The sequence below is a fragment of the Paraburkholderia phymatum genome, assembly GCF_040965635.1.
Taxonomy (GTDB): Bacteria; Pseudomonadota; Gammaproteobacteria; order Burkholderiales; family Burkholderiaceae; genus Paraburkholderia; species Paraburkholderia phymatum_B.
In genome coordinates, this window is the sequence record NZ_JBFRCH010000002.1 from 247,712 (window position 1) to 268,527 (window position 20,816).

Below are 20,816 nucleotides of genomic sequence, written 5' to 3' on the forward strand. Positions count from 1 at the left end.
GCAGGCCGGCCGCTCGCGCAGCGCGCCGGCCTTTTTTGATCATCATCGCAGCCTGTCGAAGCGCCGCGTGTACTGCAAATCCATCCCTTGGAACGTGCCGCCGTACGCGGCCACCGACCAGTAGCGCGTCAGGTTCACGGTCGCCTTGATCGCGTTGCTCGCCGACTGCAGGCCCTGCTCATAGCCGATCACGAGCCACTCGCTCATCGCCTTCGACACCATCACGACCTGCGGATCGGTCAGTCCCACTTCGCTTCGTCCGACCGAGAATTCGTCGAGCCCGAACTCCTGTGCGATGCGCTTGCCGCTGGCACTGCCGAGCAGCGCGAGTGCCGTCGTCATCGTGCTCTGCTGGCCGACGTTGTTGCCCTGGTCGGTGCCGTGTCCGAATAGAAGCCACGAGAGCTTTTCGTTGTCCGGCACGCTCGGCTCCGACACCAGCTTCGCGACGGGCGACTGGATCGTGCCCGTCACCTGCACGCCCGCCTCGACCTGCTGGTTGCGGCGCATCGCGAGAATGTTGATGCCTGGATTCGCGACCGGTCCGTTGAACGTGAAGAAGCCGTTTTCGATGCCGAGCTTGCGGCCGAACGCCGTATAGGTCGAACCTTCCGTCACGCGCACGTTGCCGACCGCGCGCAGCGGCATGTTCGGCGCGCTCAACGCGGTGATCGTGCCGCGCAAGCCGACGTCCGCGCCCTGGCCGCGGAAGCGGAATTTCTGGCCGAGATCGATATCGATGTTCGCGCGCGGCGCAAACGCGCCGACCGGCTTGTTCGAATTGCCGGATGCCTGCGGTTTGCCGCCTGCAACCGATCCATCCGCGCGCACGACCACGACATCGTCGCCGAGACGCGGCTCGCCCTTCTCGGGCATGTCGAACAACGCATGATCGATGACGAACTTGCCGTTGATCGCGAGTCCGCCCTGTGCGCCGGCGTTTGCCACGCTCGCGCTGCCCGACATCGTCAGTTGCCGGTCCGGCGCGGCGAACAGTTCGAGCTTGTCCGCGATGATGTTCGCGGTCAGATCGGGCTCGGCGTTGTCGAGCCGCACGCGACCCGTCGCGCGCAGCGTGCCCGATGCGCCGTGAAACTCGACCTGCTGGAAATCGACGAGGTTTTCGGAGAGCGCGATGTGGACCACGCCCTCCTTCAACTGCACGCCCTGGTCGACGAGCGTCGCCGACAGTCCGTCGCCGATCAGCGAGCCCGACAGATTCGGCTTCGCGACGGTGCCGCCGAGCGCGAGCTTCAGCGCCAGATGGCCGTCAAGCAGATAGCTCGGCCCGAACAGGCCGCCCGTCGTTTTCAGCGACGGCACGTTCGCATTGATGCTGCCCGTGAGCGGCCCTTCCTGGTTGAGCGCCAGCACGCCGTCGCGCGGCACGAGCGTCGTACGCGCCGACGCGTCGATCACGCCGATGCGGTTTGCCTGCGCATGCACGGTCGCGTTCAGCTGATTGGCGCCGCTGAAGTCCGCGCGCGCGGCGATGTCCGAAATGCCGACGGGCGCGTAGCCGCGCCCCACTTCGAGCGTAATGTCGCCGCCGCGCCGCTTCAGCTCGATATGCCCCGTCGCCGTTTCGGCGAGCGCGAAGTCCCAGTTGCCGTCGAAGACGAGATCGGTCTTGAGCGTCGACGGCGCGCCCGTGAACTCCTGGCGCAATTCGAGCATCCGCGCGACCGACACGCCCGTCAGCGTGCCCGCCGACCGGATGCGGCCGTGATCGAGCGCGAGCGACTTGAGATCGAGCACCGCGCCTTCGAGCGTCAGCCGCGTTGCGCCGAGCGTCACGCGTTGACCGCCCGCGCTGACGGTGAGCGGCGATTCCATGTTCAGCGCAGGCGTGCCCTTGTTCGACAGGCGCGTGACGGTGCCGTCCCAGTGCGTGCCGTCGCGCGCGTCGGTGAGCTTGCCGTTCGCGGCCAGCGCCAGGTCGAGCGGCCGGCCCTGCAGCGTGCCCTTCGCGGCGGCGTCGAGCGTATGTTTCGCGCGCGTGCCGTTCAGGCGCGCGGTGAGCGTGTTCAGCTCGACGCCCGCCGTGCTGACATCGCGCGCGTCGGTCGTAAAGACCATGGCGCCGTTCGCGCCGTCGCGCAATTCGACATGCCCTTCAGCGTGCCCGACCTTGTTCGACGCGAGCACGACGTTTTCCGCCTTGTAGTCGAGCGCGACGTTCGGATGCTCGAACGTGCCCGTCACGTCGCCCTGCGCCGCGACGAGACCCGCGAGCCCGAAGCCGAGGCGTTCGAGATCGGGGGCATCGACGTGAAAGCGCAGACGGTCGCCGCGCGCGCCGAAGCTGCCTTGCAGATCGACCTGATTGCCCGCGACGGAAAGATTCGCGCGGCTCGGCAGGATGCGCGAGCCGGCCAGTTGCACGGTGCCGCTGCCCGTCATCGGCAGGCCGTTGTAGACGCTTTCGCCGAGGCGGAACTCGGCTTTCGTCGTGAAAACGGGGCCCAGCACGCCCGCCGCCGACAGCGTGCCGTTCACGCGCGCCTCGATCTTGCGCGACGCGGGAGCTTTTGCCGGTGAATTCGCCGCTGTTATCGTGGGCGCCTTCGTGGGTGCTTTAGGCGCGCCTGTCGTGGCATTCCGGCCCTTGCCCGCCTTGCCCTTTCCTGCGGCGCCCTTGCCAGCGGGCGCCGCGCGCGACGGCGTTTGCGTGGTCAGCGTCAGCGGATCGAAATCGGTCAGCGTCGCCTTGAGGTTGTACGTCGAGTGCTCGTCGCGCTTGATCGCGCCGTTCAGGTCGATGCGGCCTTTGCCGGACGTGATGCGCACGTCGTTGAAGCTCGTGCGCGCCGGGTCCAGCGTGATCTTGCCTTGCGCGCGCAATGCCGACTTCGGATCGTTCAGATCGAGCGTGACGCTTTGTATATCGTCGTTCAGCCGGATCGAGACGGGCCCGGCGAACTGCGTCGGGCGCACGCTCGCCTGCAACGCGTTCAGGTCCAGCTTCGCGACCTGCAGATCGAACTGCCCGCGCTTGCCCGTCAGCGTGCCGCCGCCCGTCACGGTCGCGTCCTTCACGAGCCGCACGTTGAGGTTGGAGAGGTGCTGCGCCTGCGCGTCGAGCCGCACGTCGACATGCGCGTCGATCAGCGGCAGCAGGTGCTGGTCGATTGAGCCCGGCTTCGCGTTTACGATCGACACCGCGCCCCGCACGGCGAAAGCGCGTGCGCCGCCGGCGGCGTCGGGCTGCGATGCCGGCGCAGGGGCGCTGACTGCGCTTGCCGGATGGGCAGCACTGGTGACGCTGGCCGGGCTCGCTGCCTTGGCCGGACTTGCGGCAGCCACCGAACTCGCCGCACCCACGCTACTGGCACCGCTCGCCGACTCATGCCCGGCCGCATCGCGCTGCATGGGCTGCAATTCGGCGCGCACGGCGAGATCGGCGAGCGGCGCGCCGGGCGCGAAAGCCTGCGGATTCACGTGATCGAAAGTCAGCGTCGCGCGCTGCAACGGCACGTCGGCGAACGGCGTCGCCTCGACGCGCGCATGGCCCGCCAGCTTCATCCCCGTCGCGTCGAGTTCGGCGACCAGCGTTTCGAGCGTGCCCGACAGCTGCGCGCGCACCTGCACCGGCTCGTCGTTGACCTTGCCGGAATAACCGGCATCGCCCGTCAGCGGAAACGGCCGCACGCCGTCGAGCTTCGCCGCCGCCGTCACTGCGCCGAACGGCGTGTCGAGCCGGTCGACGGACGCCTCGTGATGCCGGCCGTCGCTGCGCCCGTGGAATTGCAGCCGCGCGTATTCGGACGTCGATCCGCCTTCGTGCAGGATCAACCTGTCGACGCTCAGATCGCGCACCGTCAGTTGCAGCGGCAGACGCAAGTCTTTGGGCAGGCTCATCCGCTCGGACTTCGAAGTGGACGGCGCGATGCGCGCGTCGACGGTGCCCACGTGCAGATAGTCGACGGCGAAGCGCCAGGGCTTGTCGGACAGCGCCCATCGTCCGTCGATGCGGTCGATGCGGATATCGGTGCCGCCGCCGTCGAGGCTGCGCCAGCGCACGTCGCGCAGGTGCAGGCCCGTCGCGATCGCGCCGCCGTCGAGCTTGCCTTCGAGCTGCCCGTGCAGCAGCTTCACGGCCGCCTGCCACGCGTAAGCGGTGCCGCGCTCGCTGACGAACACGCCATACAGCGCGCCGCCGATCAGCGCGACGAGCACGACGGGCACGGTGACCGCCCACACGATCGCCTTCCACAGCCGCCGGCCGTGACGCGGCTTTTTCCCGGACGGCGGCGTGCCGGACCCATCCGGGCCGCGAGGCGAGCCGCCGCCCGGCGGTTCGCCGCCCGGCGGCTCGCCGGCTTGCGGGTTCTCTGATGGATTCGCGTATGGGTCCGTCGTCATGCTTGGGAGTGGCTATCGGGTTCGGCGTGGGTTCAGTGGGAAATCAGAAAGCGATGCCGAGCGTCAGATAAGGCCGCACGCTCTTGTTGCGAATGCCATAGGCGAGGTCGACGTTCACCGGGCCGACGGGGCTGCGCCAGCGCGCGCCCACGCCGACGCCCGGATAGAAGACCTTTTCGCCCCAGGTGTCGGTGGCCGTGCCGATGTCGAAGAAGACGGCCGCGCCCCAGTCGCGGTTGAACCAGTGCTGATACTCGGACGAGCCCGTCATCAGGTACTTGGTCGGCAGAATCGAGCCGCCGACGTTGTTACCGATACTCTGATATCCGTAGCCGCGCACCGAATTCGAGCCGCCCGCGCGAAACAGCAGCGACGCCGGCACGCCGCTCGATGGACCGCTCGTGAACACGCCGCCCAGCTCCGCGCGGAACACGATCAGGTCGCGCGCGCCGACGGGCACGTACTGCTGGCCGCGCGCGTAGCCGCGAATGAAGGTCTGGTCGGTCAGGAAACCCTTCACCGCAAAGCCCGCCTCGACGTGCAGCAGGTTGCCCGAGCGCGGGAACAGCGGATCGTCGGTATTGCGGCGCGTCCACGACCAGGCGGGCACGAGCGCGCGGCTCGTCGTCGGCGCCTGGGTGTTCTGGTCCAGCCGGTCCTGGTAGTACAGGATCGAATACGCGTAGTCGATGTACTGCGACGTGCGCGTGCGCTGCACGCCCGCGCGCATGCTGTAGATGCGCGTATCGGACACGTCCGTGCTGGTGTACGACGCGAGCGCGCTATTGGTCCAGCCACGGCGTCCCGGCGGCATTGAAAGCTTCAACTCGCCGTATTGCTGGATCTGGTCGAGCCGGCCAGCGACGGAAAACGGCCACGCCGCGCCGAACGTGTCGAGATACGAATACGCACCCTGAATGTGCGCGCCCGTATCCGTCGAATAGCCGACGGCGCCGCGCACGCTGTTGTACGGATACTCGCTGACCTTCACATGCACGGGCGTTTCGAGCGGCTTTTCCGTATCGTTGCCGACGTCGATCGCGACGCTCGCGTAGTACGGGGTGTTCTGCAACTGGCGCTGCAGTTCCGTCACGCGCTGCACGTCGTAGACTTCGCCCGGCGAAATCGGATTGACGTTCTCGACGATACGCTCCGGATAGCGTCGCGGTCCCGACACGTCGAGCTTGCCCATCGTGAACGTCGGGCCGCTGTCGAAGGTGACGGACAGTTTCGCTTCGTGGGTGCGCGGGTCGACGCGCGCCTCGGAACGCGCGATCTTCGCGCCCAGATAGCGGCGCGCCTGAAGCGCCTTCAGCGCCGCCTCCTTCGCGTCGTCCCAGTCCGACTGCGTGAACGGGTCGCCTTCGTGCAGCGAGAACGCGAAGCGCGTCGCGTTTTCCTGCGAGGGATCTTCCGTCAGCACCGGGCCGCGAAACGATAGCGAAATCGACGAGATCGTCGTGCGCGGGCCGGGATCGACGGAAACGCGCACTTCTTTCTTGTCGTCCACCGTGCGCACGTCGGTTCGCACGACGGGCGTGAAATAGCCTTGCGTCGACGCGAGATCGCGCGCCTGCTGCGGCGTCGCGGTCACGAGGAAATCGAACTGTTCGGCGGAGATGTCGTCGCGTTTCGCGAAGCGGGAAATGTCGAGATGCTCTTCGAGCAGCTTGCGCAGCGAGCGCGGCTCCGCCTCGACGTCGACCTTGAACGACGGCTTGGCGCGCGCGGCATGGGCATGCGAAGCCGTCATCAGCAACAGCACGCAGAGCCCGCACGACAGGCACGCGCGCAGCAGCACCGCCGCATACGATGCGCGGTGCATCGCGGGACGGTCTTGCACCAGGATTTCGTTGCGGCGTTTGCATGACCGCTCGATGGCCCACCCCGCCAAACACGACCTCCGGCTCATTTTGACGATTTGTTGAAGAATGCCGACACCCGGCCAGTCAAGCAAGGCACAAGGGAAACCCCCGCTATTTGACCACATCGGCGCTCGCGGCAATTTATCGAACGCGTCGCGCCAGCCCGTGCCAACGCACCCTGGCGCATGCACGGCGCATGTCATGGGTGCCCGCCTTGGACGCCACCGGCCGCACGCGGTTCCGCTGACTTTTCGCTTGGCCTGCCCGGGCTTGCGGTAAAATCCTGTCCTGCACCGGCGGCCCCGCCTCCCAGGCCATCTTTCGGGCGCCGTCACCTTCATTCACGGACGTCGAGCCATGTATCAATCGGATATCACGCAGTTCCTGAATCAACTGAAGCAACAAAAGCCCTCTCTGGAAGAAGAGCAGCGTCGCGGCCGCGCGCTCCTGTGGGACAAGCAGCCGATCGACCTCGACGAACGCGCGTCCAATCAGGCTGCGCGCGTGAAGCAAACGCCGTACGTCTACTACCAGAACTTCTAAGTGACCACCGCCGACGAGGCCCGCGCCGCAACGGAAAAATCCGACGCAGCGCTCGCCACGCCCGCTACCGACTCGACGCCCGACACCGTCGACGGCATTGCTTTCGCTCGCCTGTATGGCGAGCCGCTCTTCAAGCTGCCGCAGGACCTGTACATCCCGCCGGATGCGCTCGAAGTCTTTCTCGAGACCTTCGAAGGCCCGCTGGATCTGTTGCTGTACCTGATCCGCAAGCAGAATTTCAACGTGCTGGATATTCCGATGGCCGAAGTGACGGCCCAATATCTCGGCTATGTCGAACAGCTGCGCAAGACCAATCTCGAACTCGCGTCCGAATATCTGCTGATGGCGGCAATGCTGATCGAGATCAAGTCGCGCATGCTGCTGCCTGTGAAGAAGGCGGACACGGGCGAGGAAGCCGAAGATCCGCGCGCCGAACTGGTGCGCCGCCTGCTCGAATACGAGCAGATGAAGCTCGCGGCGCAGCGCCTCGATCAGTTGCCGCAACTCGGGCGCGACTTCCTGCGCGCCGAGGTGTACATCGAGCAGAGCATCACGCCGCGCTTCCCGGACGTGAACACGGACGACCTGCGCGCCGCGTGGGCCGACGTGATCAAGCGGGCGAAGCTCGTCCAGCATCACAAGATTTCGCGCGAGGAATTGTCCGTGCGCGAGCACATGAGCGTGATCCTGCGCAAGCTGCAGAACGCGCGCTTCATGGAGTTTTCGGAGTTGTTCGACACGACGCGCGGCGTACCCGTCGTCGTCGTGAACTTTATCGCGATGCTCGAGTTGTCGCGTGAATCGCTGATCGAGATCACGCAGGCCGAGCCGTTCGCGCCGATTTACGTTCGGCTGGCTTACCTGCCGGCCTGACAGACTGGTTGTGTCGGCGGGGGAACGATCGTTGCGCCATACTCCCGTCGTAGCCGTCCGCGAATTCGCAGCAGGGCCTTCCGGGCGCTCCACCCGACGCGCACCCGGCAGCGGCTCCGGCCCCCAAACCGGGCGTTTACCCCCCGTCTCGATCGGTGCAGCACAACAGCAAATCCACTACAATCCCGCGCTTTGAAGGCTTCAAAGCAGGCCCGGCCGGCTCTGCGTGGATATTACGAAAGCGCGCGACATTTCGCGCAAACGAGACAACCGCGAGCCATCCAGCCGTCCGTTAGCGGCCCGAATGGCTCACAACACCGCCCGACCATGAAAGTCATCAGCTCGATCCAGGAATTGCGCGACCAGTTGCGCGGCCAGAACCGCACCGCCTTTGTGCCGACGATGGGCAACCTGCACGAAGGCCATCTGTCGCTGATGCGCCTCGCGCGGCAGCACGGCGACCCGGTCGTGGCGAGCATCTTCGTGAACCGTCTGCAGTTCGGCCCGAACGAAGACTTCGACAAGTACCCGCGCACGCTCGAAGCGGACATCGAAAAGCTGCAAAAGGAAAACGTCTACGTGCTGTTCGCGCCGACGGAACGGGACATGTATCCGCAGCCGCAGGAATACCGCGTTCATCCGCCGCACGACTTGGGCGATATCCTCGAAGGCGAGTTCCGGCCCGGCTTCTTCACGGGCGTCTGCACGGTCGTGATGAAGCTGATGTCGTGCGTGCAGCCGCGCGTCGCCGTGTTCGGCAAGAAGGACTATCAGCAACTGATGATCGTGCGCGCGATGACCGAGCAGTTCGCGCTGCCCACCGACATCATCGCTGCCGAAACGGTGCGAGACACCGACGGCCTCGCGCTCAGCTCGCGCAACCGCTATCTGAGCGAAGCCGAACGCGCCGAAGCGCCGATGCTCGCGGTCACGCTCGGCCGCGTGCGCGAAGCCGTGCTGTCGGGCAGCCGCGATTTCGCGAAGCTGGAGCAGGAAGCGATGACGTCGCTCGCCTCGCGCGGGTGGAAGCCGGACTACATCGCGATCCGCAAGCGTTCGAACCTGATCGCGCCTGCCGCGCACGAACTGGAGGCGCCGCTCGTCGTGCTCGCTGCCGCGAAGCTCGGCGTGACGCGCCTGATCGACAACCTCGAGATCTGAACTCTATCGTGGCGCCGATTCGCGCCCGGACCAGGTCCAACGCGGACCAACGCTGCCAAAGCAGTAGCAACGCCAAAGGATTAGCCATGCAACGCAACATGCTGAAGTCGAAGATTCACCGCGCGGTGGTCACGCACTGCGAGCTGCACTACGAAGGCTCGTGCGCGATCGACGAAAACCTGCTGGAAGCGGCGAACATCGTCGAGAACGAGCGCATCGACATATGGAATATCAACAACGGCGAGCGCTTTTCGACGTATGCGATCAAGGGCGAGCGCGGCAGCGGCATGATTTCGCTGAACGGCTCGGCGGCACGGCGCGCGCAGCTGGGCGATCTCGTGATCATCGCGGCGTTCGCGAACGTCGACGAAGAAGAGCTGAAGACCGGCTGGAAGCCGAATCTCGTGTTCGTCGACGAAAACAATGTGATCAAGGGCAGCCGCGATCACGTGCCGACGCAAAGCTGGACCTGATCCCCACGGTTGCTTGCAACAAAGGCTGAAGCGGCTCTCAGAACGAAGAGCCGCCTTCAGCCTTTCTTCCCGCTCCCCTTCCCGCCCGAGCCTTTCCCGTTGAGCCACGCGGTGATCGACTCCCACTGCTCCAGGTCTTTCTCGACGCGGCTTTTCGCGACGTCCCACAGCGTCAGGCCGTGCGCCGCCAGTTGCACGTAGTTCTGCGTGTCGCGCAGGTAGCCGAGCACGGGCAGTTCCAGTCCCTCGACAAAGCGATGCAGCTGGTCCGCCGATTTTGTGCGCGCATCCACGCGCATGCCGACCACGCCGATCTCGATCGCGCCTTTGCGCACCGCCTTTTCCTTCGCGAGCCGTTCGAGAAATTCCTTCGTCGCGAGAATATCGAAGATGGACGGCTGCAGCGGCACGATCACCTTGTCCGCGAGCGACAGCGCCACATTCAGTCGGTTGCCGTGCAGCCCGGCGGGCGTGTCGACGACGGCCTGCTCGAGACCCTTGGGCGGCTTGGCAGGCGCGTCCGGATCGACGTGCCACGTTTCGATGGCCGGCAGCGCTTCCGGGCGCAGATCGAGCCACGCGTGCGCGGACTGCTGCCGGTCGAGATCGGCGAGCGCGACCCATTGGCCCTCAGCCGCGAAATAGCCAGCCAGATTGGTCGACAGTGTGCTCTTGCCCACACCGCCCTTTGGATTCGCCACCACGATCACCGTCATGAATTCTCCCGGGAAGATGGCTGGCGCTGCCAGCCGGTTTGCCGCTCGATTTCCGGCCCGCCCGCGCGCTCCGCGGCCCGTTGATAGCGCATGGGCGTTTGGCACGGCGTGGGCCGATCATTCCAGCCGTTGATAATATCGGCAAAACCTGTCGCGTCGAAGTCCCTACGCGCCCGAGGGACGCTTCCCTCCCTTTTTTTCGAGAGTACCAGGATTATGAGCAAACTGCGCAGCGATTACACGATCGAGCGGCTTCACGAACGCCAGAAGGGTTCATTGCCAGGCTTGCTGGGCGTGCGCGTGATCGACCTCGCCGAAAGCACGTTGACGGCCGAGCTGACCGTGCGCAGCGAGCTTCTCGCGCCGAACGGCTTCCTGCACGCGGCGACCGTGATCGGTCTCGCCGATACCGCGTGCGGCTACGCGTGCCTCGCGCATCTGCCCGACAATGCGCGCAATTTCACGACGATCGAACTGAAGAGCAATTTCCTCGGGACGTCAACGGAAGGGACGATCCGCGCAGTCGCGAAAGGCGTGCATCTGGGGCGCAGCACCCAGGTTTGGGATGCGATGGTGACTGATCCGAGCGGCAAGACGATGGCTCTGTTCCGGTGCACGCAGATGGTGCTGTACTGACGGTGCTGTACTAACCACCGCAAGCCACAAACGACAAAAACGGCACGAGGCTCACGCCCTCGTGCCGTTTTTTTCGTTGGGAAGCCGGCAGCGCGCCAGCCCTCCCGCCGAATCAAGCGGGCTTGCGCGCCTGCCCCAGCGACTCCGCCTTCGCGCCGCCGACAGCAAAAAGGCCATTGCCGAGCAGCGACTGCACGACGAGCGTGACAGCCCAGAACGCCGGATACTCCCAGCCGCCGTGCGGCGACGCGAAGCCCCAGCCGTTCGGCAGATGGACGGACAGCGCGCCGAGCATGAACGGCAGCAGCACGAGCGCAACCCAGCGAACCTGCACGCCGAGCAGCAACGCGATTCCGCCAAACAGTTCGACAAATGTCGTCACGTAGGCGAGCCAGCCCGGAAAGCCAATCGACACGAAGAATTGCGCCGCGCCCGGCAGCGTGAAAACGAAGATTTTCTGCAGGCTGTGCGCCAGATACAGCACGCCCAGCGCGACGCGCAGGATCGTGGCGGCGAGATCGGCCTTGTTGCTCGCGGTCAGGTTCATGTCGGTTCCTTCGATGAGGGTTTGACGGCGCGGACTGCGCTGTCGATGGAACGGACTTTATTCGAACCGATGCATCTGAAAAACCGTCTTCCCGGCTTAGATTAATTCGCATCGAGAACGAATCAACCAACAGCCGCCCACAGGCGCTTCAGGTCGAGGTATTCGGCGAGCGTGTCGGCGAGCCGCTCCAGCGACGCCTCGCGCAGCGCCGGATAGTCGACGGGCTCGGCGTCCGCGAGCCCTGCCCACGCGAGCAGCGACGCACACGCGGCGGGCGTGTCGAAGAGACCGTGCACGTAAGTCGCGAGAATCTGGCCGTCGGCGGAGCGGGCGCCGTCGGGACGGGAGCGGCCGTCCGCGTCGTCGAGCAGCAGCGCGGGCGCGTCGAGCGCGGGGCCTTGCGTCTCGCCCATGTGGATTTCGTAGCCGGCGATGTCGGCGGCATCGAAAGCGAGGCGCCCCGTCACGTTCTTGAGCGTCTTGTCGCGCGTGAGCGTCGTTGAAAAGTCGAGCCAGCCGAGTCCGGCGACCGTCGCGGACGGCCCTTCGACGCCATGCGGGTCCGCGACTGCGCGCCCGAGCATCTGCATACCGCCGCAAACGCCGATCACGCGCCCGCCATAGCGCAGATGACGCTGCAACACGTCGTCCCAGCCCTGCGCGCGCAGAAACGCCAGGTCGCCCTGCACGTTCTTCGAGCCCGGCAGGATGATCAGATCGGCGGGCGGCGGCGCGCTGCCCGCGCGCACGTAGTGAAAGTCGACTTGCGGATGCGCGCGCAGCGCATCGAAATCCGTGTGATTGCTGATGTGCGGCAGCGCGGGCACGACGACGCGCAAGGTCCGCGCGGCGTCGCCTGCGTGCGTGGCGCGCAGCTCGCGCGGCAGCATGTCCTCGGCATCGAGCGTGAGACCGTGCAGATACGGCACGACGCCGAGCACGGGCTTGCCCGTCTTCGCTTCTAGCCATTCGAGCCCCGGCTTCAGCAGGCCGACGTCGCCGCGAAAGCGGTTAATGACGAAGCCGCGCACGCGCGCCTGCTCGCTTTCAGAGAGACAGGCGAGCGTGCCCGTCAGATGCGCGAACACGCCGCCGCGATCGATGTCGGCGACGAGCACGACGGGGCAATCGACGGCTTCCGCGAAGCCCATGTTCGCGATGTCGCGCTCGCGCAGATTGATTTCAGCGGGACTACCCGCGCCTTCGACGAAGATCGTGTCGTACGACGCCTTCAGCCGCGCATACGATTCGAGCACCGCGTCGAACGCGACGGGCTTGTAGTCGTGATACGCGCGCGCATCGAGATTCATGCGCGCCTTGCCGTGGATGATCACCTGCGCGCCGCGGTCGCTCGTCGGCTTGAGCAGCACGGGGTTCAGATCGGTGTGCGCGTCGATGCCCGCGGCCACGGCCTGCAACGCCTGCGCGCGGCCGATCTCGCCGCCGTCGACGGTCACCGCGCTATTGAGCGCCATGTTCTGCGGCTTGAACGGCGCGACCCGCGCGCCCGCGCGCCGCGCGAGACGGCACAGGCCGGCGACGAGCGTGCTCTTGCCCGCGTCGGATGTCGTGCCCTGAATCATCAGCGTGCCGCGGGGCACGTTCAAGGGCACATCGACGGGCACGTCGGGCGAGTCAGGCGACGCGGAAGAAAAAGCGGACACGGTGGCCATGCGCGCAGTCGGAGGAGGGGAAGTCCGCATTATCCCATCGCACTTGCGAGCGCGCGCTTTCGTCACGGCACATGCGGACACTGTCGGTACAATCACGCGATGATTTCCCGCGACCTCACCTTCGTCCTCGGCGGCGCGCGCTCGGGCAAGAGCCTGCACGCCGAACGGCTCGCGACCGCGAGCGCGCTGCCCGTCACCTATGTCGCGACCGCGCGGATCGGCGACGACGAGTTCGCCGAGCGCGTCGCGCGCCATCGCGAGCGGCGGCCTGCGCATTGGGCGCTGCTCGAAGCGCCGCTCGACTTGCCGCAAGCACTCGCGTCCATCGATCAGCCGGGGCAGTGCGTGCTGGTCGACTGTCTGACGCTGTGGCTCGCGAATCTGCTGTGCCCCGCCGATGGTTCGCCGCCCGTCGCCGATTACCTTGCGCGCTTCGCGATGCTCGAAGAAACGCTCGCGCAGGCAAGCGCGAAGATCATCGTCGTCAGCAACGAGATCGGGCTTGGCGTGGTGCCGCTCGGCGAGGCGACGCGTCTTTACGTCGACGAACTGGGACGGCTCAATCAGCGCATTGCCGCGATCGGCACGCAGGTCACGATGATGGTCGCGGGCCTCCCTTTGCATCTGAAAACGGCGGACGGCTCATGATGCTGCTGTCATTGCCTCTCGTCGCGACACTGGCGACGGCATCCGTGGCCATCGACCGATGGTTCGGCGAACCGGGCCGCGCGCATCCGCTCGTCGGCTTCGGCAAGCTCGCGGCAAGACTCGAAGCCGCGCTCAACACGGGACGGCGCGGCCGGCTGCTCGGCATTCTCGCGTGGCTGCTGGCCGTCGTGCCGCCCGTTCTCGTCGCGACGTGGCTCGTGCTGGCGCTGCCGTTCGTGTTGGCGTGCGCGCTGCACGTCGCGCTGCTTTACTTCGCGCTCGGTGCACGCAGCCTGCACGATCACATCGCGCCCATCGGCCGCGCGCTCGCGAGCCGCGATCTCGCGCAGGCGCGCGTGCTGACGTCGCGCATCGTCTCGCGCGAAACGTCGCACGCGGACGAAGGCGCACTGTCGCGCGCAGCCGTTGAATCGGCGCTGGAAAACGGCAACGATGCGATCTTCGGCGCGCTTTTCTGGTTCGCGATTTTCGGCGGACCGGGCGCGCTCGCGTTTCGTCTCGCGAACACGCTCGATGCGATGTGGGGCTATAGGACGCCGCGCTATCTGCGCTTCGGCTGGGCGGCCGCGCGTTTCGACGATGTGCTGAACTGGCTGCCCGCGCGCCTCACCGCATTCAGTTACGCGTTGCTCGGCGACACGCGCACCGCGCTGCAATGCTGGCGCGAACAGGCGCCGCGCTGGGACAGTCCGAACGCGGGGCCCGTGATGGCCTCCGGCGCTGGCAGCCTCAACGTGCTGCTGGGCGGCGCGGCCGTGTATCACGGCGTGATAGAACAGCGTCCCTTGCTCGGCGCGGGCCACACGGCGAGCGCGCGGCACGTCGAGGCCGCGCTGATGCTGGTCGAGCGGACCGTCATTCTGTGGCTCGCGGTATTCGTCGCGCTCGCGCTGCTGAGCGTGCCGTTTCAGGGCTAGACGATGACGCAATCCGTTCAGCACGGCGGCAACCTGCACGAAGCGGCACGCCGTTACGCGATCCCCTATGACGCCTGGCTCGATCTGTCGACGGGCATCAATCCGCATGGCTACCCGGTGCCGCCCGTTCCCGCCGATGCATGGCGGCGTCTGCCCGACAGCGGCGACGGCTTCGCGGAACGCGCGGCGCGCTACTACGGCGCGCCCGACGCAACGCATGTACTGCCCGTCGCGGGAAGCCAGGCGGCGATCCGCATGCTGCCGCTCGTGCTCAAGCGCAGCACTGTCGGCATCGCGCCTTTGACGTACGGCGAATACGCACCCGCATTCGCGCGCGCGGGGCATCAAGTAACGACGCTCGACGTCGCGCGTTCGGCGTTGCCCGATGACATCACGCATGCCGTCGTCGCGAATCCGAACAATCCGACAGCCGAACAGCTGAGCGCTTCACTCTTGTTGCATTGGCATGAAGCGTTACGCAAGCGCGGCGGCACGCTGATCGTCGATGAAGCGTTTGCCGATTCGATGCCTGCACAATCGCTTGCTGCTTGCACCGATCGCGAAGGACTTGTCGTGCTTCGCTCTCCGGGCAAGTTCTTCGGTCTTGCCGGCGTGCGCGCGGGTTTCGTGCTCGGCTGCCCTCGTTTGCTCGGATCGCTCGACGAAGCATTGGGCGCGTGGACCGTCAGCGGTCCAGCGCGTCATGCCGTGAGCGCCGCGTTCGCCGATACGGCGTGGCAGCACGCGATGCGTGAACGGCTCGCGCAAGACAGCGCGCGTCTCGTTGCGCTTCTCGACGCACACGGGTTCGACGTGCACGCGACGCCGCTCTTCGCATGGATCGCCGACCCGCGCTCAGAACGGTTGCATCGCGCGCTCGCGCAACAAGGCGTATGGACACGGTTCTTTCCTGATCCCGCGAGCGTGCGCTTTGGATTGCCCGCAACGCAAGCGCAATGGCTGCGCTTCGAAGAGAGCCTTCGGACGAGCATGGCAGCGGTATAAAAACGATTCCATCAAAACGATGCAACCAGTCCGCCGATTTCGCGCCCTGAGCGCCGCATTCGCGCTCGCTTCAATGCTGCTATATGCACACGCGAACGCAAGCGCACCGATCACCGTCACCGACGACACCAGCACGCCCGTCACACTCGCGCAACCCGCGCAACGCGTGATCAGCCTCGCGCCGCATGTGACTGAAATGATCTACGCAGCGGGCGGCGGCGCGAAGCTCGTCGGCGCGGTGAGCTATAGCGACTACCCGCCCGAAGCAAAACAGCTGCCGCGCGTCGGCGACAACAAGTCGCTCGACCTCGAACGCATCGTTGCATTGAAGCCCGATCTGATCGTCGTGTGGCGGCATGGCAATGCGCAGCGTCAGATCGATCGCTTGCGCGAGCTGCATATCCCGCTCTATTTCAGCGAGCCGCATCATCTCGACGATATCGCCGTCACGCTGACGAAGCTCGGCCAGTTGCTCGGCACATCGCAAGCCGCCGATGCGGCAGCGCGAGCCTGGCGCGACGACATTGCCGGCCTGCGCGCACGCTACTCGACGCAACCTGGTGTCAGCGTGTTCTATCAGGTATGGGATGAGCCGCTGATGACGCTCAACGGCGAGCACATGATCAGCGACGTGATCGCGCTATGCGGCGGCCGCAATGTATTCGCGAAGCTGGAACCGCTGGTGCCGACGGTCTCGACGGAAGCCGTGCTGGCCGCGAATCCGGAAGTCATCCTCACGGCCGCGCCGGGCGCGACGAAACCCGATCGGCCGCTGCCTTCGCTCGACAGATGGAAGGCATGGCCGGGCATGACGGCCGTCGCGCGCAACAACCTCTTTGCAATCGACGGCGATCTGATCAACCGCCCAGCCCCGCGTCTCGCGCAAGGCGCGGCGCAACTGTGCAAGGACCTCGATATCGCACGCTCGCGCCGGCCGAATCGTTGAAGCGGAACCTGGCGCAGAACGTCAGGCGTTCCAGCGCACCATCGACCAGTCGTGCGTGACGTCGTCGCGGCGCAACCAGACGCAGCCCGACATGTCGAGCGACCATTTCAGGCAGCGCTCGACGGGCAAGCCGAGCACCGTCGCCGCGATCACGCGCATCACGCCCGCATGCGTGACGACATAGGCAGGCGATAGTTCGCGCGTCTGCTGGAGCGCGTCGAACCATGTGCGCACGCGGCTTACGAACTGATCGACGCTTTCGCCGCCGTGCGCACGCGCGCCTTCGAAGTCGTTTGCCCATGCGTCGATCAACGCGCGATCGATATCGTTCCAGCGCTGTAGCTCCCACGTGCCGAAGTCCATTTCCTTCAGGCTGTCGTCGCAGCTATATGCACAGCCGAAGTTCGCGGCGAGCGCAGCCGCCACCGATGCGCAGCGCGTAAGCGGACTCGACAGCAGCACGCGCGGCGCGGGCACCTGCAACGTCGCGAGACGCACGGCCAGCGCGGCCGCCGATGCGTCCGGCGCATCGGCGAGCGCCACGTCGCTCTGGCCATAGCAGATGCCTTCTTCGACGTCGACAGCCGGGTGACGGATCAGAACGATATCCATGCGAGCCCTATCAGATAGATGGCCAGTTCGAACACCTGCTGGGCGAAGCCCAGGCAGTCACCTGTATATCCGCCGATGCGCCGGACGAAATAGCGGCCCAATGCAATACGCAACACGACCAGCACGAGCAGCGTGATGCAACCGGCCCGCCATTGCGGCCAGAAGAGCCACGGCATACCCAGTACGATAGCGCAGCCAAACGCATTGCGGGACATGCGCTGCGCAACGGGCTTGGCCTTGCCTTCCGCACGCACGTAATCGAGCGTGACGAGATAGCTGATCGCGCATGCGCGGCTCGCCGCATGCGCCGCGATCATCAGCCACGCTGCGCGCAGCGGCGGCAATGACGCGAGCGCTTGCCACTTCAGCGCGAGCGCGATCATCAGCGCAATCGCGCCGAACGCGCCGATGCGCGAGTCGTGCATGATGCGCAGCGTATCTTCACGCGTATAAGCGCCGCCGAACGCATCGACGCAATCGGCCAGTCCATCTTCGTGGAATGCGCCTGTGACGAGCAGCGTCGTCGCCATCGAAAGCAGCACGGCCACGCCCGCCGGAAAGATGCGCAGTGCAGCCATGTACACGACCGCGCCCGCCGCGCCGACCAATGCGCCGACGAGCGGAAAGTAGCGCGCCGCTGCGTTCAGATAATGCGGCTCATAGCCGACCCAGCGCGGCACGGGCACGCGGGTGAAGTAGCCGAGCGCCGTGAAGAAATAGCGCAATTCATTCATCGCTGGTCGTCGCTCGCGGTTCGCTGTTCACAGTTCACCCTTCACCCTTCACGGTTCATTCAGACGCCCCTGTTCATGCGCGCGCGTGGCATCACGCGTCGCGTTGCGCAACGCCCGCCGATTCGAAGCTCGCCATCTCGTTGATGAACGCGACGGCCGCGCGCAGCAGCGGCATCGCCAGCGCCGCGCCCGTGCCTTCGCCGAGACGCAAATCGAGCGCAAGCAGCGGCGCGGCGCCGAAGTGACCGAGCATGCGACGGTGCCCCGCCTCGTTCGACGCATGCGCGAACACGCAGTAGTCGCGCACGGCGGGCGCGAATGCCTCGGCGACCAGCAGCGCCGACGACGCGATGAAACCGTCGACGACGATCGTCATGCGCGCTTGCGCCGCCGCGAGATACGCGCCCGCCATCATCGCGATCTCGAAGCCGCCGAACGTCGCGAGCACATCGAGCGGATCATCGGGCGCCGGGTGATACGCGAGCGCCGCCGCCAGCACGTTGCGCTTCCTCGCGAGGCCGGCGTCGTCGAGGCCTGTGCCGCGCCCGACGCACTCGTCGATGGCGATGCCGCACAACCGGCTCATCAAACATGCAGCCGACGATGTGTTCGCGATGCCCATTTCGCCGAAGCCGATCACGTTGGTGCCGAGCGCCGCGTGATGACGCACGCGCTCCGCGCCCGCGCGCATCGCGGCGAGCGCTTCGTCGCGCGTCATCGCCCGTTCTTGCGCGAAGTTGCGTGTGCCCTTGCCAATGGGTATGTCGACGAGTCTTTCATGCGGCTCGAAGTCGTACGCGACGCCCGCGTTCACCACTTCCAACTCGAGGCCTGCGACGCGGCTGAACGCGTTGATCGCCGCGCCGCCCGCCAGAAAGTTCAGCACCATCTGCGCCGTCACGGCTTGCGGATAAGGACTCACGCCCGCGTTCGCGATGCCGTGGTCGCCGGCGAACACGATCATCGCGGGACGCACGATCGCAGGCTGGGTCGTGCGCTGGATCATGCCCATCTGCAACGCGAGCGCTTCGAGTTGGCCGAGGCTACCGGGCGGCTTGGTCTTTAGATCGATGATGCGTTGCAGTCCGGCGCGCAGCGTCTGTTCGAGCGGCTCGACAACGGGCAAGGCTGACAAAGCGTGCAGTGAGGGCGAAGTGGTCATGTTCGTATCTGCGTTAGGTGTCTGCATAAGGTGTCTGCATAAGCGCGGTTCATGCAGGGTCGGTGCGAGCCGATGGACGCGTTGCCGGAATCAGCGCTTCATCGTCGCCGTCGCGGATCAGCACGAGCGGATAGCCGAATGCGCGGCTCGCGAGCGATGGTGTCAGCACGTCGCGTACGGGTCCCGCATGCGCGACGCCATTGCCGTCGAGCAGCAGCGCATGCGTTGCGAAACGCCGCGCGAGATTCAGATCGTGGCACGAGAACATCACTGTACGTCCGGCGCCGCGCGTCCATGCGTTCAACGCTTCGAGGCAATCGATCTGATGATGCAGATCCAGATGCGCGAGCGGCTCGTCGAGCAGCAGCAACGGCGTGTCCTGGCACAGAACGGCCGCGAGCGCGACGCGCTGGCGCTCGCCGCCCGACAGCGACAGCACATCGCGCGAAGCAAAATCGGCGAGTCCGAGCGTATCGAGCGCCGCATGTGCAGCCGCGTGATCTTCGTCGCGCTCCCAGCCCCAGCCGGCCAGATGCGGAAAGCGGTTCAGCAGCACGATATCGAGCACGCTCGCGCTGAAGGCATCGTGCGACGCTTGCGGCATCACCGCGCGACGCTGCGCGAGCCGCGCAAGCGGCCATTCGTTCACGCGCATGCCGTCGAATTCGACATGACCTTTCGCCGGATGCAGCAGGCCGGCGAGCGTCGAGATCAAGGTGGTCTTACCCGCGCCGTTCGGCCCGGCGATGCACCAGACCTCGCCGGGATGGAACGTATGCGTGAAATCGTCGAGCAGCGTGCGCGAGCCTGCGCGCAACGTCAGCCGGTCGGCGTGCAACGTGAATTCGATCGCGGCGCGTGCGTTCATGCGCGCCTCCGACGCAGCAGCATCCACAGAAAGACGGGCACGCCCGTCAATGCCGTGATCACGCCGACGGGCAACTGCGCGGGCGCGATCACGATGCGCGCGATCAGGTCGGCGCCCATCACTGCGACGCCGCCGCCGAGCGCGGCCGCGGGCAACAGCATCCGCTGATCGTTGCCGAATGCGAGACGCAGCATATGCGGCACGACGAGCCCGACGAAGCCGATCGTGCCGCCCGTCGTCACGGCCGCCGCGGCCGCCAGCGATGCGACGAGATACACGCGCAGCCGCGCGCGCATCACGGGCACGCCGAGCGCCTGCGCCGCTGCGTCGCCACGCAGCAGCACATTGAGTTGCGGCGCGGCGGGCACGATTGCGATCAACGCGACACACAACGCGGCAAGCGCGAGCCATGGCATGCCGCCGCCGTTCAGGTCGCCGGTTAGCCAGAACAGCATGCCGCGCAAACGATTGTCGGGCGCAACGGTCAGCAGCAACGTGATGATGGCGCCCCACCCCGCTGCGATCACGGCGCCCGTCAGCAGAAGACGCGGCGACGCGTCCTGCGGTTCGCCGCGCCACAATGCGCCGCGCGCGAGGCCGAGCACGAGCAGGATCGATGCGAACGCGCCCGCGAACGCAGATACATCGACGATCCACCATGCGCAGCCCGCAATCATCGCGACCAGCGCGAAGCTCGCCGCGCCGCCCGACACACCGAGCACATACGGCTCGGCGAGCGGATTGCGCAACAGCACCTGTAGCAACGCGCCCGCGAGCGCGAGCAGCGCGCCGCATCCGAAGCCCGCGAGCGCGCGCGGCAGGCGCAGCGTGCGAACGATCTCGACAGCGAGATCGCCCGCTGCGTCATGCGACGGCAGCAACGCTGCGAACACACGCGGCGGCGCGACGCTCACGCTGCCCAATGCGAGCGACGCGACGAACACGACGATCGCAGCAACGCCGAGCGCGGCCCAGATCGCGAGCGCGCGCTTCGCGCTCATGCTTCGCGCGACATGAAGGGGCTGAGGTTGCACGGCGCCGTTCATCGCGC

19 protein-coding genes are annotated in these 20,816 nt (G+C 66.3%); 9 read left to right on the top strand and 10 right to left on the bottom strand.

Features of this window, described 5'->3' with window-relative positions:
• Positions 1-42 precede the first annotated feature (42 nt).
• Together AB4Y32_RS04500 and AB4Y32_RS04505 are read right to left on the bottom strand one after the other, a co-directional pair.
• Positions 43-4,365 (bottom strand): translocation/assembly module TamB domain-containing protein, encoded by a 4,323-nt coding sequence (locus AB4Y32_RS04500; RefSeq protein ID WP_368720170.1) that lies wholly within the window; start codon positions 4,363-4,365, stop codon positions 43-45.
• 43 nt (positions 4,366-4,408) lie between these two features.
• Positions 4,409-6,259: an autotransporter assembly complex protein TamA gene (locus AB4Y32_RS04505; RefSeq protein WP_439899728.1), complete on the bottom strand. Its 1,851-nt coding sequence runs from the start codon at positions 6,257-6,259 to the stop codon at positions 4,409-4,411.
• Positions 6,260-6,587: 328 nt separating this feature from the next.
• On the opposite strand from AB4Y32_RS04505, the gene AB4Y32_RS04510 reads away from it, so the two are divergent.
• The 4 genes from AB4Y32_RS04510 to panD all read left to right on the top strand — a co-directional run bounded on the left by AB4Y32_RS04510 (position 6,588) and on the right by panD (position 9,280).
• A complete protein-coding gene (locus tag AB4Y32_RS04510) occupies positions 6,588-6,773 on the top strand; it encodes a DUF3460 family protein (RefSeq protein ID WP_368720171.1) in 186 nt (61 codons plus the stop codon).
• The gene (locus tag AB4Y32_RS04515; protein WP_090864586.1) at positions 6,774-7,646 is read left to right on the top strand and encodes a segregation and condensation protein A; all 873 of its coding nucleotides are present in this window, start codon (positions 6,774-6,776) and stop codon (positions 7,644-7,646) included.
• 327 nt (positions 7,647-7,973) lie between these two features.
• On the top strand, positions 7,974-8,807 hold the full coding sequence (panC, locus tag AB4Y32_RS04520) for a pantoate--beta-alanine ligase (RefSeq protein ID WP_368720172.1): 834 nt from the start codon (positions 7,974-7,976) through the stop codon (positions 8,805-8,807).
• An 86-nt stretch (positions 8,808-8,893) separates the two neighbouring features.
• Positions 8,894-9,280 carry an aspartate 1-decarboxylase gene (gene panD / locus AB4Y32_RS04525; protein ID WP_368720173.1) on the top strand — a complete coding sequence of 129 codons (387 nt, stop codon included), beginning with the start codon at positions 8,894-8,896 and terminating at the stop codon, positions 9,278-9,280.
• Positions 9,281-9,336: 56 nt separating this feature from the next.
• Here panD and AB4Y32_RS04530 read toward each other — a convergent pair whose 3' ends face one another.
• Positions 9,337-9,996, bottom strand: a complete 660-nt coding sequence (locus tag AB4Y32_RS04530) for a ParA family protein (protein WP_368720174.1) — start codon at positions 9,994-9,996, stop codon at positions 9,337-9,339.
• Between the two features lie 216 nt (positions 9,997-10,212).
• On the opposite strand from AB4Y32_RS04530, the gene AB4Y32_RS04535 reads away from it, so the two are divergent.
• The gene (locus AB4Y32_RS04535) at positions 10,213-10,632 is read left to right on the top strand and encodes a PaaI family thioesterase (protein ID WP_368720175.1); all 420 of its coding nucleotides are present in this window, start codon (positions 10,213-10,215) and stop codon (positions 10,630-10,632) included.
• Positions 10,633-10,744: 112 nt separating this feature from the next.
• Here the strand turns inward: AB4Y32_RS04535 and AB4Y32_RS04540 are convergent, their stop codons facing one another.
• Together AB4Y32_RS04540 and AB4Y32_RS04545 are read right to left on the bottom strand one after the other, a co-directional pair.
• Complete coding sequence (locus tag AB4Y32_RS04540; protein ID WP_152757923.1) at positions 10,745-11,179, bottom strand: DoxX family protein; 435 nt, start codon at positions 11,177-11,179, stop codon at positions 10,745-10,747.
• Positions 11,180-11,301: 122 nt separating this feature from the next.
• Complete coding sequence (locus AB4Y32_RS04545; protein ID WP_439899730.1) at positions 11,302-12,852, bottom strand: cobyric acid synthase; 1,551 nt, start codon at positions 12,850-12,852, stop codon at positions 11,302-11,304.
• 99 nt (positions 12,853-12,951) lie between these two features.
• Here AB4Y32_RS04545 and cobU point away from each other — a divergent pair, with 99 nt between their 5' ends.
• The 4 genes from cobU to AB4Y32_RS04565 are packed head-to-tail and all read left to right on the top strand — an operon-like array spanning position 12,952 to position 16,389.
• Positions 12,952-13,500 carry a bifunctional adenosylcobinamide kinase/adenosylcobinamide-phosphate guanylyltransferase gene (gene cobU / locus AB4Y32_RS04550; RefSeq protein ID WP_368720177.1) on the top strand — a complete coding sequence of 183 codons (549 nt, stop codon included), beginning with the start codon at positions 12,952-12,954 and terminating at the stop codon, positions 13,498-13,500.
• Positions 13,497-14,438 carry an adenosylcobinamide-phosphate synthase CbiB gene (gene cbiB / locus AB4Y32_RS04555; RefSeq protein WP_368720178.1) on the top strand — a complete coding sequence of 314 codons (942 nt, stop codon included), beginning with the start codon at positions 13,497-13,499 and terminating at the stop codon, positions 14,436-14,438. The genes cobU and cbiB overlap by 4 nt, the downstream gene beginning before the upstream one ends.
• Positions 14,439-14,441: 3 nt before the next feature.
• The gene (gene cobD / locus AB4Y32_RS04560; RefSeq protein WP_368720179.1) at positions 14,442-15,443 is read left to right on the top strand and encodes a threonine-phosphate decarboxylase CobD; all 1,002 of its coding nucleotides are present in this window, start codon (positions 14,442-14,444) and stop codon (positions 15,441-15,443) included.
• Between the two features lie 19 nt (positions 15,444-15,462).
• Entirely contained in the window at positions 15,463-16,389 is a 927-nt protein-coding gene (locus AB4Y32_RS04565; RefSeq protein WP_368720180.1) for a cobalamin-binding protein, read from the top strand.
• Between the two features lie 21 nt (positions 16,390-16,410).
• Here AB4Y32_RS04565 and cobC read toward each other — a convergent pair whose 3' ends face one another.
• From cobC to AB4Y32_RS04590, 5 genes are all read right to left on the bottom strand, one after another.
• Positions 16,411-17,001: an alpha-ribazole phosphatase gene (gene cobC, locus AB4Y32_RS04570; RefSeq protein WP_368720181.1), complete on the bottom strand. Its 591-nt coding sequence runs from the start codon at positions 16,999-17,001 to the stop codon at positions 16,411-16,413.
• Positions 16,986-17,735 carry an adenosylcobinamide-GDP ribazoletransferase gene (locus AB4Y32_RS04575; RefSeq protein ID WP_368720182.1) on the bottom strand — a complete coding sequence of 250 codons (750 nt, stop codon included), beginning with the start codon at positions 17,733-17,735 and terminating at the stop codon, positions 16,986-16,988. The genes cobC and AB4Y32_RS04575 overlap by 16 nt, the downstream gene beginning before the upstream one ends.
• Positions 17,736-17,826: 91 nt before the next feature.
• Complete coding sequence (cobT, locus tag AB4Y32_RS04580) at positions 17,827-18,897, bottom strand: nicotinate-nucleotide--dimethylbenzimidazole phosphoribosyltransferase (RefSeq protein ID WP_368720183.1); 1,071 nt, start codon at positions 18,895-18,897, stop codon at positions 17,827-17,829.
• Between the two features lie 49 nt (positions 18,898-18,946).
• The gene (locus AB4Y32_RS04585; RefSeq protein WP_368720184.1) at positions 18,947-19,765 is read right to left on the bottom strand and encodes an ABC transporter ATP-binding protein; all 819 of its coding nucleotides are present in this window, start codon (positions 19,763-19,765) and stop codon (positions 18,947-18,949) included.
• On the bottom strand, positions 19,762-20,811 hold the full coding sequence (locus AB4Y32_RS04590; protein WP_368720185.1) for a FecCD family ABC transporter permease: 1,050 nt from the start codon (positions 20,809-20,811) through the stop codon (positions 19,762-19,764). Before AB4Y32_RS04590 ends, AB4Y32_RS04585 begins: the two co-directional genes overlap by 4 nt.
• Between the last annotated feature and the right edge of the window lie 5 nt (positions 20,812-20,816).